The organism is Sulfitobacter sp. M13, assembly GCF_053474885.1.
The window spans coordinates 2,072,593-2,086,895 of record NZ_CM130281.1 but is presented as its reverse complement, the minus strand read 5'-3'; the positions used below and the strand labels follow the sequence as shown (position 1 = coordinate 2,086,895).

At 57.8% G+C, this 14,303-nt stretch carries 11 protein-coding genes; 5 read left to right on the top strand and 6 right to left on the bottom strand.

Features of this window, described 5'->3' with window-relative positions:
- Window positions 1-62: 62 nt before the first annotated feature.
- Complete coding sequence (locus tag ACVBAU_RS09965; RefSeq protein WP_093733846.1) at window positions 63-1,151, bottom strand: TRAP transporter substrate-binding protein; 1,089 nt, start codon at window positions 1,149-1,151, stop codon at window positions 63-65.
- Window positions 1,152-1,412: 261 nt separating this feature from the next.
- On the opposite strand from ACVBAU_RS09965, the gene ACVBAU_RS09960 reads away from it, so the two are divergent.
- The 4 genes from ACVBAU_RS09960 (at window position 1,413) to ilvN (ending at window position 6,235) form a co-directional block, all read left to right on the top strand.
- A complete protein-coding gene (locus tag ACVBAU_RS09960; RefSeq protein WP_138923405.1) occupies window positions 1,413-2,816 on the top strand; it encodes a cache domain-containing protein in 1,404 nt (467 codons plus the stop codon).
- A 34-nt stretch (window positions 2,817-2,850) separates the two neighbouring features.
- Window positions 2,851-3,513, top strand: a complete 663-nt coding sequence (locus ACVBAU_RS09955) for a response regulator transcription factor (RefSeq protein WP_138923406.1) — start codon at window positions 2,851-2,853, stop codon at window positions 3,511-3,513.
- A gap of 335 nt (window positions 3,514-3,848) precedes the next feature.
- Window positions 3,849-5,600: an acetolactate synthase 3 large subunit gene (locus ACVBAU_RS09950; RefSeq protein WP_335743978.1), complete on the top strand. Its 1,752-nt coding sequence runs from the start codon at window positions 3,849-3,851 to the stop codon at window positions 5,598-5,600.
- Between the two features lie 74 nt (window positions 5,601-5,674).
- Entirely contained in the window at window positions 5,675-6,235 is a 561-nt protein-coding gene (ilvN, locus tag ACVBAU_RS09945; RefSeq protein WP_138923408.1) for an acetolactate synthase small subunit, read from the top strand.
- 41 nt (window positions 6,236-6,276) lie between these two features.
- Here the strand turns inward: ilvN and ACVBAU_RS09940 are convergent, their stop codons facing one another.
- Entirely contained in the window at window positions 6,277-6,621 is a 345-nt protein-coding gene (locus tag ACVBAU_RS09940) for a hypothetical protein (protein WP_138923409.1), read from the bottom strand.
- Window positions 6,622-6,829: 208 nt separating this feature from the next.
- Here ACVBAU_RS09940 and ACVBAU_RS09935 point away from each other — a divergent pair, with 208 nt between their 5' ends.
- Window positions 6,830-7,612 carry a helix-turn-helix domain-containing protein gene (locus tag ACVBAU_RS09935; RefSeq protein ID WP_448326085.1) on the top strand — a complete coding sequence of 261 codons (783 nt, stop codon included), beginning with the start codon at window positions 6,830-6,832 and terminating at the stop codon, window positions 7,610-7,612.
- An 8-nt stretch (window positions 7,613-7,620) separates the two neighbouring features.
- On the opposite strand, the gene ACVBAU_RS09930 is transcribed toward ACVBAU_RS09935, so the two are convergent.
- The 4 genes from ACVBAU_RS09930 to ACVBAU_RS09915 form a co-directional block, all read right to left on the bottom strand.
- Window positions 7,621-9,033: an amidase gene (locus ACVBAU_RS09930; protein WP_448326083.1), complete on the bottom strand. Its 1,413-nt coding sequence runs from the start codon at window positions 9,031-9,033 to the stop codon at window positions 7,621-7,623.
- Window positions 9,034-9,148: 115 nt separating this feature from the next.
- Window positions 9,149-10,270 carry a peptide chain release factor 2 gene (gene prfB / locus ACVBAU_RS09925; RefSeq protein ID WP_335743976.1) on the bottom strand — a complete coding sequence of 374 codons (1,122 nt, stop codon included), beginning with the start codon at window positions 10,268-10,270 and terminating at the stop codon, window positions 9,149-9,151.
- A 103-nt stretch (window positions 10,271-10,373) separates the two neighbouring features.
- Window positions 10,374-12,926: a penicillin-binding protein 1A gene (locus ACVBAU_RS09920; protein ID WP_448326081.1), complete on the bottom strand. Its 2,553-nt coding sequence runs from the start codon at window positions 12,924-12,926 to the stop codon at window positions 10,374-10,376.
- A 129-nt stretch (window positions 12,927-13,055) separates the two neighbouring features.
- Entirely contained in the window at window positions 13,056-14,270 is a 1,215-nt protein-coding gene (locus tag ACVBAU_RS09915) for an N-acetylmuramoyl-L-alanine amidase (RefSeq protein WP_448326079.1), read from the bottom strand.
- Window positions 14,271-14,303 lie beyond the last annotated feature (33 nt).

Sequence of the window (14,303 nt, the reverse complement as noted above, 5' to 3'; positions counted from 1 at the left end):
AGATGCAAAGTCGCGTGCGGGGCCGCCCAAAGGCAGCCCCCATGTCATCCCAACGGGATGACTTACATTTTGCCAAGAACGCGCTGGCGTTGCTCGACATAGTAGGCGTCGGATTTCGACAGCCATTCTGCCGATGCGGACAGCGAGGATTCAAAGCTGGTACGGATGTCAGCGAACAGGGTATCGTCCATGTTCTCGTCCATAACCTCTTTGGAGGCGGCACCGAACGCATCCCAAACATCGTCGGGGAACTGCATGGTTTTAACACCCTGCTGCTGCAAACGGGACAATGCGGCACCGTTATTGGCCAGCGTTTCGGCCAGACCTGTGTGCGTCGTCGCCATCGATGCATATTCGATGATCTTTTGCTGTGCAGGCGTCAGGTCGTTGAACACATCAAGGTTGACCGATGCTGTCAGACCCGAACCTGGCTCGTGGAAACCAGCGGTGTAATAGATCTTGGCGACTTCCTGGAAGCCCGCGCGTTCGTCCGCAAATGGGCCAACCCACTCAAGACCGTCCAGCGCGCCCGACGACAGCGCCTGATACAGTTCACCACCAGGGATGTTCTGAACCGATGCGCCCAGTTTACCCAGAACCTTGCCGCCCAGACCGGGCATGCGGAATTTCAGACCATTGAAGTCTGCGGCAGAGTTGATTTCCTTGCGGAACCAGCCACCGGACTGCGACCCGGAGTTACCGGCGAGGAACATCTTCATGTTGAAGATTTCACCGATCTGGTTGTGCAGATCATGGCCGCCACCGTGCAGGTACCAGTTTGTCAGCTCTTGGGCTGTGGCACCGAAAGGCACGGCGGTGAAATACGCCAGACCGGGGTGCTGGCCGATAAAGTAATAGTCGGCGGCGTGGTACATATCCGCCTGACCGGAGGACACGGCATCAAAGACTTCGAACGCGCCGACAAGCTCGCCGGGGGCTTTCTTTTCGATGGTCAACGTGCCGTCAGACATTTCGTTAACCATATTGTTCAGATAGGTGGCAGCGTCATCGAGCACGGCAAAGCCACGGGGCCAAGCGGTGACCATGGTCAGCGTGCGTTTGCCTTGGGCATACAGCGGTGCGGCTAGTGTGGTTGCAGCAGCGGCAGACCCGCCAAGCGCGGATGTCTTCAGAAATGAACGACGGTCCATGTTGGATACTCCTCCCGAGTAATATGAGGGTGCCCGCGCTTCATTATATGCGCGCAGGTCATTTCAAGTGACACTCAATTTACGCAAATGCCCGAACATGAAAATACCAACTACTGCGTAGACAGCACAGTTTTACCGCCCAAATATGCTGCAGACGACTGAAGTGACCCGCCATATCTTGTGCACCCGCACGCATAGCGGGTGAAAGGCTCGCTGCATCTAGCACTTTGATTCGCGAGGATTTCCCAGTATCAGCCATGCATGCGCCGCCCGTCATTCCTGATCGCCCCCACCTATGCTCAAAAGCTGACGCTCATTGCTGCCGTCCCTTTGGTGCTGGCGGTGACGGCGATTGCCTTTGTGGTGGCATTACAGGCCCGCGCCGTCGCGAACCGTGAAATCTCGACGTTAGAACAGCAACTGATCGACGCCAAAAAAGTCGAACTGCGCAACTATGTCACCCAAGCACGCAATGGGTTTTACTTTGTCTACGGCTCTGCCTCGCCCGATGACGGGGGGGCAAAATCGCAGGTCGCGCAGATCCTGTCAGCGATGATTTATGGCGAAGAGGGGCAATTCTTTGTCTACGACTACGACGGCACCGCGCTCGTCAGCCCGCGCCAAACCGACCGGATCAACCGCAACTTTGCCGGCGAGACGGACAGCCAGGGCACTGCTGTGGTGGACGAACTGATCCGCATCGCGCGCAATGGCGGCGGGTATCACACCTATATGTGGCCTAAACCGTCGACCGGTGAAGACGCACGCATGATCACCTATGTGACGTCGTTTCCAAGTTGGCAGTGGGCTGTGGGCACGGGTGTATTCATCGATGACGTGCTCGCCAGCGGTGCCACCGCCCGTTTCGACGTCTTGGCGCGGGTGCATCGCACGTTCTTCTATATTGGCGCGATCACGGTCACCGCGCTTTTTCTGGTCTTCGGGTCGGGCATGCTGGTCAACCTGCGCGAACGCCGCCTTGCGGATGCCAAGCTCAAGAAGCTCACCCAACGGGTATTTGATGCCCAAGAAGAAGAACGCGGGCGTGTGGCGCGCGAATTGCACGACGGGATCAGCCAGATTCTTGTGGGGGTGCGCTATGCGCTCGACAATGCGCGCCGCAGGCTTGAACGGGGCGACACCCGCGCAGCAGAGCCTTTGGCCAAGGGGATCGACAGCCTTGCCGAAGCCATCGCAGAAGTCCGCCGTATCAGCCGTGAGCTACGCCCCAGCATCCTTGATGATCTAGGCCTTGGTCCGGCGCTGAAAACTCTGGTAGAACAGTTTGCACTACGGACAGGCGTGAAATGCCAGTTCAACACCGTGGTGTTTCGCAACCGTCTGGACGACGAGGCTAAGATTGCACTGTACCGGATCGCACAAGAGGCGCTGACCAATATCGAACGCCATGCCCGCGCCACGGAAGTTATTGTCGACCTGCGGGGACACCGGCAGGGGGCGACGCTCTCTATCTCTGACGACGGGTTGGGGCTGTCCAAGACGCGCTCTGTTTCAGGCGGCTTGGGGCTGCGCAATATGCAAGAAAGGATTGAACAGCTTGACGGGACGCTGACGCTGCAAGCCTCGGCCCAAGGCGGCACCCAGATCACCGCCACCGTACCGCTGACCCATATGCTGCGCCCGCCGCCGATCGCCCTGCCCTGACCCCGATGATCTTCCTCCTGCCGAAAGCAACCTCATGCCCCCTTCAGCCTCTCCGCCATCACATATGATCAAGGTCATGATTGTCGACGATCACCCGATGGTCGCCGAAGGCATTCAGTCGATCCTAGAAAGCTACGATGATATTGAGGTGGTTGGCTGTCTGCCCAACGGCCGCGCTGCCATTGATAGCGTCGCGCAGCTGGCACCTGATGTGATCTTGATGGACCTCAACATGCCCGAGATCGGCGGACTTTCGGCGACTGAAATTTTGCTGGAGCGCGAACCTGATACCCGCATAGTGATCCTGTCCATGCACGATAACCCCGAATATATCTCTTCGGCGCTGAGCCACGGTGCTTTGGGCTATATCCTCAAAGACGTGCCCACCGACGAGATCAAGCTGGCGATCGATACAGTGATGGCCGGCAGTCGCTATCTATGCACCGGTGCGCAAGGGTCGCTTGAACCCAAGGACGCAACGCGTGAATCCCTAACCGAGCGGGAGCAGACGATCCTGCTGCAGCTGGCACAGGGCAAATCCAACAAAGAAGTCGCGGTGACCTTGGACATCTCCGTGCGTACCGTCGAGACACACCGCAAGAACATCAAACGCAAGCTCGGCATCTCGTCGACTGCGGGGCTGACACGTTATGCGATGGAACATGGGGTGTTGCAGGGAACGGGAGTCCGGCTATAGCGCCGCAAAACCGGTTTAAACGGCTACAATTTTTCAAAAATTAGAAAATTTACGATTTCACGCAACAAATGAAAAGAATTTAAGCCCCTAGCGACACTTTTAGATCAAATATGCCATTGACGCCCCTTTGCGCCGCTCATAATGTCCACGCACGCAATGAAGGGCCTTTGGCTATGACAGATCTAGCGATTACAGATATCGTCGTCATTCTAAGACACACGCGCATGGGCCGGTAACGGCAGACCATACCAGTCACCATGCGCCCCCGTCAAAATCGGGGGCTTTTTTTTGCGCAACGCACCTTTTGATAAACCACCGCCTGACGGAGCACCAAGATGACACGTAAAATGACCGGAGCGAAGATGATCGTTCAAGCCCTGATTGATCAGGGTGTCGATACCGTATTTGGCTATCCCGGCGGCGCTGTCCTACCGATTTATGACGAGGTGTTCCAACAAAACAGCATCAAACACGTGCTGGTGCGCCACGAACAGGGCGCGGTGCATGCCGCCGAAGGCTATGCGCGCTCGACCGGGAAACCGGGCGTTGTGCTTGTGACCTCTGGCCCCGGTGCCACCAACGCTGTGACTGGTCTGACGGACGCCTTGCTCGATTCCATTCCGCTTGTAGTTCTGACGGGTCAGGTTCCGACCTTTATGATCGGCTCTGACGCCTTTCAGGAGGCCGACACCGTGGGCATCACCCGCCCCTGCACCAAACACAATTGGTTGGTGAAAGAGACCGACAAACTGGGCGCTGTCCTGCACGAGGCATTCCACGTGGCCACCAGCGGGCGCCCCGGTCCGGTTCTTGTCGACATCCCCAAGGATGTGCAATTCGCCACGGGGCAATACACCCCCAAGAAACCGTCGACCTCGCATTATCAGCCGCCCCTCAAAGGCGACATGACCGAGATCACCGCACTGGTAGAGGCCATCGAATCCGCCAAACGCCCCGTCTTTTATACCGGCGGCGGCGTCATCAACTCTGGCCCCGCGGCATCGCAACTGCTGCGCGAATTGGTCGAGGCGACGGGCTTTCCCATCACCTCTACGTTGATGGGCCTTGGCAGCTATCCTGCGTCCGGCGACAAATGGCTGGGGATGCTGGGGATGCACGGTCTTTACCAGGCCAACATGGCGATGCACGACTGCGATCTGATGATCAACGTCGGGGCGCGTTTTGACGACCGCATTACCGGCGTCGTCGATCTGTTTAGCCCAAAGTCGAAGAAAGCGCACATCGACATCGACCCGTCGTCGATCAACAAGATCATCCGTGTCGACATTCCTATCGTCGGTGACGTGGGCCATGTGCTGGAAGACCTGCTGAAAGTCTGGAAATCCCGCGGCCGCAAAACCAACTCCGACGCGGTTGCCAAATGGTGGAAACAGATCGAGGAATGGCGCAATGTTGACTGCCTGAAGTTTGAACAAAAAGGCAAGATCATCAAACCGCAATACGCGCTCTCGCGGCTTGAGGCGCTGACCAAGGATCACGACCGTTATATCACCACCGAAGTCGGCCAGCACCAGATGTGGGCGGCACAATATCTGAATTTCGAAGACCCGAACCGCTGGATGACATCCGGTGGGCTTGGCACAATGGGCTACGGCTTTCCTGCCTCCATCGGTGTGCAGATGGCCCACCCCGACGCGCTGGTAATCAACGTCGCTGGCGAAGCGTCGTGGCTGATGAACATGCAAGAAATGGGCACCGCGATGCAATACGGCCTGCCGGTCAAACAGTTCATCCTGAACAATGAACGTCTGGGTATGGTACGCCAGTGGCAGGAATTGCTGCATGGCGAGCGTTATTCCCAAAGCTGGTCTGAATCCCTGCCCGACTTTGTAAAGCTGGCAGAGGCTTTCGGGGCCAAGGGTATCATTTGTTCCGACCCCGATGATCTGGACGATGCCATCATGGAGATGTTGAACTACGATGGCCCCGTTATCTTTGATTGTCTGGTGGAAAAACACGAAAACTGTTTTCCAATGATCCCGTCAGGTAAAGCCCACAACGAAATGATGCTGGCGGGTGCCGGTACGCAGGGTGTGATCGACGCCAAAGGATCGGTCTTGGTCTAAGCCGCGAACGGCACAAGCAAACACATCGGCGCGGCCGCGCGCCGACATTGAATACATCTTAAAAGGACAGTGTCATGTCAGCCCTAAAGATCAAAAAAGGCGCCACCAGCCATTCAGCCTACAACCTGCGTCCCAACTTTTCGGATGTTATTGAACGGCACACGCTTGCGGTTCTGGTTGAAAACGAACCCGGCGTGCTGGCGCGTGTCATCGGCCTGTTTTCAGGCCGCGGTTATAACATCGACAGCCTCACCGTGGCAGAGGTGGATCATACAGGTCACCTGAGCCGCATCACGATCGTCACCTCGGGGACACCGCAGGTCATCGAACAGATCAAGGCGCAACTGGGTCGGATTGTACCGGTACATGAGGTGAATGACCTTACCGTCGAAGGTCCGGTGGTCGAACGCGAACTTGCAATGTTCAAGGTCAGCGGCACAGGCGAAAAACGCGTCGAAGCCCTGCGTCTGGCGGATATTTTTCGTGCCAATGTCGTTGACAGCACGTTGGAAACGTTCGTTTTCGAGATTACCGGCGCGCCCGAGAAAATTGATGCCTTCGCCGAGCTGATGCGCCCCTTAGGGCTGGTATCTGTCGCGCGGACCGGTGTCGCAGCGCTGTCTCGCGGCAACTAAATGCCCGAGTAGGCTCCGTGATCTAGCTTAGCCTCAACAGGCTAGGCTAGGTCACGTTGACGAAGCTCTGCGGGCAGTGTGTTTCTGGGCCGGAAATGCAAAATATCGCCCCCAAGAGTATCCCTTACGGTCGTGTTTGAGTGCTGCATCAGCTTTTCCGGCAGATCGGCATCCGCTTTGCTTTTCACGATGGCGGGATTGAACGCCTTACGCAGCTTGGCATCCTGATAGACTTCGAATTGAACTAGGTCGCCGGCATCAAAGGGTGCCTCGGTAGGGTCTACGCTGTCCGGATCGCCGTGAAAGTAGGCGAGGTCGCCGTGATCTTCACACCAGAAAACGGCTTTATTGGCTTTCGCGTCGCTCCAAAGCACTACTCCGTACATTTCCGAACCCCTCCTAAATACTTCTAGACATGAGATATACTCGCGCCATTTTGATAAATTGTCGATTTTTTTACGATTTCAATTTGTGTCGGTCGCTGCTTATTTTGACGCTGATCAGCGTCAATTAACATCTAATAAGGGCAAATCCACTTGCCAATTCATTCAAAGGTTGTGATGTTTAATTACTTTATTCTAATGGACTTTTTTCATGACAAGCCCAGCTGATATTAGAACGATTTTTGGCGATAATTTAAAACAGTTAATAGCAGACTACCCGTCGGTGACCTACCTCGCACATGAGCTCGGCGTCAACCGGACCCAGTTAAATCGCTACCTCTCCGGGGACAGTTTCCCCCGACCCGACGTTCTGGCCAGAATTTGCCAGTTCTTCGGTGTCGATGCCCGCATTCTGTTGGAACCTTTAAATGAAATAAAAAAACCTGCCCCCCCGTCGTCTGGACTGATGCGTGATTTTGTAGCGGCCCGCGCGCTGGATCTTCCCGAAGCCATGCTTCCCAGTGGGTTCTACCGCTTTTCGCGCCGAAGCTTTCTGATCCCCGAAAAATTTGCCGTCGGGCTTTTGATGGTCTTTCGTCGCGGACGTAGAACCTATGTGAGAGGCTATGAAACGGCGATGGCCATGCGCATGCAGGGGTTGCCACTCAAATCTGAGTTTCGCGAATATCGTGGTGTCGTCTTGATGCAGGAAGAGGGCATCGCAATTATCGCGTCACGGCGCGGCGCGATGACGTCATCGTTTAACTATCTTGGTCGAATTGGGACATTTAACAATAACTTTTGGGTCGGGTATATCACGCGTACCGTACCCGAAAGCGCCATCGGGCTGCGCGCAACGCGTCTGGTCTATGAGTACCTGCCCCAAACCCTGCCAGCCGTGTTGAAAGTCGCCCGTAACGGCGGGTTATTTGCCGAGGAAGAGCCTGAGCCCTTCCATCGGCGTCTGCTGCGTCCCGAGTACGCGTTTGAATAATGCGCGCGCTAGCCGAGCTGTGGTCGGCGGGCTTGGGGCCAGTGGGTCGTCTCGTGCCAACGCTGGGCTAATTGCAACAGCTTCACGTCGCTACCGCGCGGCCCGATTAGTTGTAGCCCCGCTGGCAGCCCTGCCGCGCCAAACCCGGCGGGGATATTAACGACGGGCAGTCCGATCAGGCCAGCCGGCACCACCACCTGCATCCAGCGATGATACGTATCCATATCACGACCCGCGATCTGTGTCGGATGCACTTGATCGACGTCAAAGGGCCACAGCTGGGCAGACGGCAGCACCAGCACATCGACCTTTTCAAACAGCGCCGTCACACAGCGGTACCAATCGGACCGCGTCAGGCTGGCCTTTTGTACCTCATGTGCCGAAAACCCAAGGCCGCGTTCTACCTCCCACTGGGCGGCGGGTTTAAGATGCGTACGCGTTTTCGCATTTTGGTAAAAGGGACCAAGTCCGGCTGCTACGGCAAAAGAGCGTAGGGTAATCCAGCTTTCCCACATCGCTTCTGCATCAAAGGGCGCGGGCAGATGGGTGATTTTGTGCCCTAAAGCCGCCATCTGGTCCAATGCCGCCCGACTGGTTGCGTCGATCCCGTCCTCGTACGGAAAAGCCCCGCCCCAATCACCCAGCCAACCGATGTGCCGCGGATGAACCGGTGCGCCCATTTCGGGCAGGCTAGGTCCTGGCGACAGACCCAATGGCTGATCGGGGTCGTTACCGGTCATGGTATCCAGCAAGGCTGCCAAATCACGCGGGGTACGCGCCATCGGTCCTGCCGTGCTGAGCTGATGCAGGAACATATCCCCTTCGGGCTCTGCCGGAACAGTGCCCCAGCTTGGACGCATACCGTAGACGTTGTTCCAGCCGGCGGGGTTGCGCAGGCTGCCCATCATATCTGAACCATCCGCGACGCTCAGCATACCGCAGGCCAGTGCCGCCGCCGCCCCGCCCGATGAGCCGCCAGCAGAGCGGGACAGATCATAGGGGTTGCGTGTGGCACCGTAGACCGGATTGAACGTATGGCTGCCAAGACCGAATTCGGGCGTGTTGGTCTTGCCGATGATGATGGCCCCCGCCGCACGAATACGGCTGACGAACACACTGTCCTTCTGCGCTATAGTGTCGGCAAACAGAGGCGAGCCTTTGCTGGTGGGCAACCCCTTGGCATCGGATAAGTCCTTGATCGCGATGGGGATACCGTGCAGCCAGCCGGTTCTTGGCGTTGCGTCGGCCTGTGCGGCCTCTGCCATCAGGTCTGCCCGGGGGCGCAGCGCGACGATGGCGTGGACCTGCCCGTTGACGGCGTCAATGCGCGCCAAGGTTGCCTCCATCAGCGCGACGGCGGTCAAGCTCCCGTTCGCCAGCGCTTCGGATTGGGCCAATGCCCCGATGTCTAGGATATTCATGCCTGTGCCCTCCGTTCGGGTCATAAAACGGAAGGCAGCGCGCAGATGCAAGAGGCGGTGACGCGAATGTCGCGCGTCACCGGTATGTCCGCGCGGCGTTGCCTAGATTATGGTCTTAGCTTTGCGCCTCGGCACGGGATTTACCCGATACCGCAAGCGCCAGTGCGGCCCCCATCAACCCGTCAAGATCACCATCCAGCACCCCTTTTGTATCCGAGGTTTCATAGTTGGTGCGCAGGTCTTTAACCATCTGATAGGGCTGCAGAACATAGGACCGGATCTGGTTGCCCCAGCCTGCGTCGCCTTTATTCTCGTGGGCTTCGTTGATGGCAGCGTTCCGACGATCGAGCTCCATCTGATAAAGCCGCGATTTCAACGCCTTCATTGCGATGTCACGGTTCTGGTGCTGCGATTTCTCAGAGCTGGTGACGACGATCCCCGTGGGGTGGTGTGTGATCCGAACGGCAGAATCCGTGGTGTTCACGTGCTGGCCACCGGCACCGGAAGAGCGGTAGGTATCGATGCGGATATCGCTCGGATTGATGTCGATTTCAATATTGTCGTCGACCACCGGATATACCCAGATAGAGGTAAAGGACGTGTGCCGTTTCGCAGCGCTGTCAAAGGGGCTGATCCGCACCAGACGGTGCACACCGGATTCTGACTTCAGCCAACCATAAGCGTTCAAACCGCTGATCTTGTAGGTGGCTGATTTGATTCCGGCTTCTTCGCCCGCGCTTTCGGATTGCAGCTCGACCTTATACCCCTTTTTCTCGGCCCAACGGACGTACATCCGCGACAAGATATTGGCCCAATCACAGCTTTCGGTGCCGCCCGCCCCTGCGTTGATCTCAAGGAAGGTATCATTCGCGTCAGCCTCGCCGTTCAGCAACGCCTCAAGCTCTTTTTGGGCTGCTGTTTTGGCCAGTGTTTTCAAGGAGCCTTCTGCCTCGGAAACCACCTCTTCGTCGCCCTCCATCTCGCCCAGTTCGATAAGCTCGATGTTGTCGGCCAGCTCTTGCTTGATGCCTTCGTAGGTGGCGATAGAATCGACCAACGCTTGGCGGTCACGCATCAGCTTTTGCGCTGCGTCGGGGTCATCCCACAGGTTGGGGTTCTCGACGCGGGCGTTGAATTCTTCCAGCCGGTAGGGCGCGGTTTCGACATTCAGACGCTGCGCCAACAGCTCCAGCGATTTGCTGATCTGGTCTGCTGTGTTTTGTGCATCTGCGCGCATGGTATCCTGCCTTTAAATAGATCGCGGCCCCGAATAGCCGGGGCCGCGTTTCAAATAGACCAGCGCGGCAACTTGGGCAAGCGCTAGGGCGGTGCCTGTGGCGTCAGTACAGCCCGCCAGAGTTGATCGTCCCAAAGCTGGCCTTGGGCCCCACACGGGCTTTTTTACCGGTAGAGGTCGTAACCTCGCGTGCGCCACTGCCTGCCTCGTTCACCAGTGGCAGATCGGCACCCATCGCAAAGCCACCGTCAAAGGTGATCCCGAACAGGGGCTCTTCGCCATCACGGAAATATTCGGCCACAACATTTGAGCCCGAGGCACTGTCGGACAGACGCGCACCGCTGAAGCGATCAATTTTGATAAAGCGCCCACCGGGCGGCACTTCGAAGGGGCCGCCGCCATATTTCTGAATGGCCTCGCTCATGAAACGCTGGAACACCGGACCGCACATACCGGCCCCATACGCCCCACGCCCCAGCGAGCGCGGATTGTCGAAACCGATATAGCAGCCCGCCACGATGTTGCTGGAGAACCCAATGAACCAGACGTCTTTCGCATCATTTGTCGTACCGGTCTTGCCCGCAATTGGCACCGGCAAATTCACCGCGCCGCGGGCCGTCCCGCGATCAACCACGCCCTTCATCATGGAGGTCAGCTGATAGGCGGTAATCGGGTCCATGACCCGTTCACGGTTGGAAACAATGCGCGGCCCGACACCGGGGGCAAGGGTTTCCAACTGGCAGTCGTTACAGATCCGCTGGTCGTGCTTATAAACGGTGCGGCCATAGCGATCCTGTACACGGTCAACCAAGGTCGGCTGCACACGCTCGCCGCCATTCGCGAACATCGCATAGGCCGACACCATTTGGTACAGCGTCGTTTCCTGCGAGCCGAGCGCGTTGGCAAGTACCGGCGACAGATTGTCGTACACCCCGAACCGTTCGGCGTAATCGCCCACGGTGTTCATACCGACCTCTTGTGCAAGCCGGATGGTCATCAGGTTGCGCGACTGTTCGATACCTGTCCGCAAGGGCGTGGGCCCGTAGAACTTGTTCGACGAGTTGCGCGGCCGCCACATGCCCTGAGGTGTATTGATTTCGATCGGCGCATCCACGACGATGGTCGCGGGGGTATAGCCGCTGTCGAGCGCCGCAGCATAGACGAAGGGTTTAAAGCTTGACCCCGGCTGGCGCTTGGCCTGCGTGGCGCGGTTAAACACCGATGCCTGATAGGAAAAGCCGCCCTGCATCGCGATCACGCGGCCTGTGTTAACGTCCATCGCAACAAAGCCGCCCTGCACTTCGGGGATTTGGCGCAAGGTCCAGCGGATAAACGACCCGTCGCTATCGGTGGTCATGCGACGCACAAGCACCACATCCCCGACCTCAAGCAGATCTGCAGGCACCTGTGCCCGCGGGCCAAGCTTGCCGTTTTCCAGACGTTTGCGCGCCCATTGGACATCCTTGGCAGGAATAGAATGACCGCCCTCAACTTCGTCCACGCCCTCGATCCCGATACGGGCGGCACCATTTTCAAGGTTCAGGACAACTGCCGGATGCCATTGATTTTCCAGATCAACATCACGCGGCACCCGCACGTCAGACAACGCTTCGCGCCAATCTGCCTCTGACATCAGCTTTTCAGTCGCGATTTTCTTGCCGGTGCCGCGATAGATACCAATGCCCCGGTCATATTGTTCAAGTTGAAGCTGCAGGGATTGTGCCGCGATGGGTTGCATTTCGTTGTCGATGGTGGCGCGCACGGTCAGACCGCCAGTGAAAAATTCACCCTCGCCAAAGTTTTCAGACAGCTGGCGGCGAATTTCATCGGTAAAGTAATCACGCGGCGGCAGTTCTGCCTTAAAGCTTTCGAAATCACCATTCTGCACCGACCGCAGGGGCTGCGCGACTTCGGTGTCATAAGCAGCGGCGGTGATATAGCCGTTTTCCTTCATCTCACGCAGAACAAAGTTCCGACGCGACAGCAGCCGCTCTTTTTGGCGGACAGGGTGGTAGTCGGACGGCGCTTTGGGCAAGGACGCTAGGAAGGCTGCCTCATGCGGGGCCAGCTCCCCCAGCGTCTTGTTGAAATAGGTCTGCGAGGCCGCAGCTACACCGTAGGAGTTTTGGCCAAGGAAAATCTCGTTCAGGTAAAGTTCGAGGATTTTCTCTTTGGGGAGCGTTTCTTCAAGGCGGGCGGCAAGGATGATTTCCTTTACCTTGCGCTCTGCGCGTCGGTCGCCAGACAGCAAAAAGTTCTTCATGACCTGTTGCGTGATGGTCGACGCACCGCGCACGTCCTTGCCCCGTGTGCGCACCGCATCCACCGCAGCGGCACCGATGCCGCGCAGATCGTACCCCTCGTGGATGTAAAAGTTCTTGTCTTCGGCCGAGATGAACGCCTGTTTGATCAGTGCCGGGATCGTATTGGCCGGTGCGAACAGGCGGCGTTCCTTGGCGAATTCATCAATCAACCGCCCCTGCCCGGAATAAATCCTGCTGATCGTCGGCGGCGTGTACTGCGCGAGGGATTCGTGGCTGGGCAGATCGCGGCCATACATCCAGAACACCGCGCCGATGGTCAGGGCGACCATACCGATGCTCATGGTGAGGGTGGTGAAAATACCCCCGAAAAAAGACAGGATCAAACGAAACACGGTTGGCAGTTCCTTGCAAGGAGGGTTGGTGAACCGTCTATACGCAACCCTGTGGGAATCGTCAAAACACGATGCAGTTTTCCTGTGCGATAACCCGCGCACAGATAACGCCATCGGACGTGCCGTGGATTACTGGCGAATCAAAGGCTTAAGCGCTGCATCCGCGTCGCGCCACTTGGCAATGGAATCGGCAATTGCTGAGACCATCACAGCACGCCAGATCGGGTCCCGCAGATTGGCCAGGTCCCGTTTGGAGCTGAGAAACCCGATTTCGATCAGGACCGATGGAATATCGGCGGATTTCAACACCGAGAAACCGGCATTGCGCAGCGGGTGCCGGTTCATTGGCCCCCCGGCAGCTTTCATCCCCTCAAGCAGCGCGGAGGCGGCGGCAACGGACCGTGGCTCTGTCTCTTGGCGGGCGAGGTCTAACAGCACGCTGGCCACCTGATCGTCCGATCCGGTCAGATCAGCCCCCGCGATAATATCCGCGCGGTTGTGACGGGCCGCCAGATGATCTGTGGCGGAATCACTGGCGTCATCCGACAGCGTGTAGACCGTCGCACCCTTCGCCCCGCCTTGGGGCAAACTATCAGCATGAAGTGATATAAACAGATCGCCCTCTGCCTGATGCGCGATGGCGACACGTGTTTCCAGCGCAACGAAGTGGTCGGTGTTGCGAGTCATCACCACGTCGATTCCGTCACGCACCAGCGTGTCCCGCAGCGCTTGGGCAAAGGAAAGCATCAGGTCTTTTTCCAAAACGCCGTCCGTTTCAGCCCCCGGATCGACCCCGCCGTGTCCGGGGTCCAGCACAACGCGGAACGGGCTTGCTTTGGTATCGGCCTCCACCTTCGGCGGCGCAGCAAGCGCCATGGTCCACGCGGGATCCACAGGCGCACCAGCGGCTTCGGCAAACTCTTCGACGGTGGCCGATTTCAACTCGATCTCAAGCGTAGCCTGACCAGAGCCCTTGTTCACCGGCATCCCGATTTGGCGCGGGATCATTGGTTCGGCCAGATCCGCCACCAGACGTGACCAACCGGGCTGGAACGGACCAAAGCGCAATCCGCTGATCCGCCCCGGCTCTGGCAGCAGGTCTTGGGTGTTGACCCCGCTCCAATCGGCCTCGCGAAAATCAACCACCAGCCGTGCCGGATCATCCAGCAGGAACACGCGAAACGGCACGCCCTGGCTTAGCCCCAACGTCAAGGTTGTCCCGCCGAACCATCCATCCGAGATCGCGCTTTTGTCCGGTTCAACCCGCGCAAGCGCCGTCAGATCCTGCCCCGAAGCAGGCGACGACAGCGCGCAAACCGTTGCGATAATGGGGAAAATACGCATGCCTGTCACCGTTCTGCTTGGGGTGGTTGCGGC

Excerpts from the sequence above, each read along its gene's own strand:
- ACVBAU_RS09955 (WP_138923406.1), top strand. The coding sequence starts at position 2,851 with ATGCCCCCTTCAGCCTCTCCGCCATCACATATGATCAAGGTCATGATT.
- ACVBAU_RS09960 (WP_138923405.1), top strand. The coding sequence starts at position 1,413 with ATGCGCCGCCCGTCATTCCTGATCGCCCCCACCTATGCTCAAAAGCTG.
- ACVBAU_RS09940 (WP_138923409.1), bottom strand. The coding sequence starts at position 6,621 with ATGTACGGAGTAGTGCTTTGGAGCGACGCGAAAGCCAATAAAGCCGTT.
- ilvN (WP_138923408.1), top strand. The coding sequence starts at position 5,675 with ATGTCAGCCCTAAAGATCAAAAAAGGCGCCACCAGCCATTCAGCCTAC.
- ACVBAU_RS09935 (WP_448326085.1), top strand. The coding sequence starts at position 6,830 with ATGACAAGCCCAGCTGATATTAGAACGATTTTTGGCGATAATTTAAAA.
- ACVBAU_RS09950 (WP_335743978.1), top strand. The coding sequence starts at position 3,849 with ATGACACGTAAAATGACCGGAGCGAAGATGATCGTTCAAGCCCTGATT.
- ACVBAU_RS09930 (WP_448326083.1), bottom strand. The coding sequence starts at position 9,033 with ATGAATATCCTAGACATCGGGGCATTGGCCCAATCCGAAGCGCTGGCG.
- ACVBAU_RS09915 (WP_448326079.1), bottom strand. The coding sequence starts at position 14,270 with ATGCGTATTTTCCCCATTATCGCAACGGTTTGCGCGCTGTCGTCGCCT.
- ACVBAU_RS09965 (WP_093733846.1), bottom strand. The coding sequence starts at position 1,151 with ATGGACCGTCGTTCATTTCTGAAGACATCCGCGCTTGGCGGGTCTGCC.
- prfB (WP_335743976.1), bottom strand. The coding sequence starts at position 10,270 with ATGCGCGCAGATGCACAAAACACAGCAGACCAGATCAGCAAATCGCTG.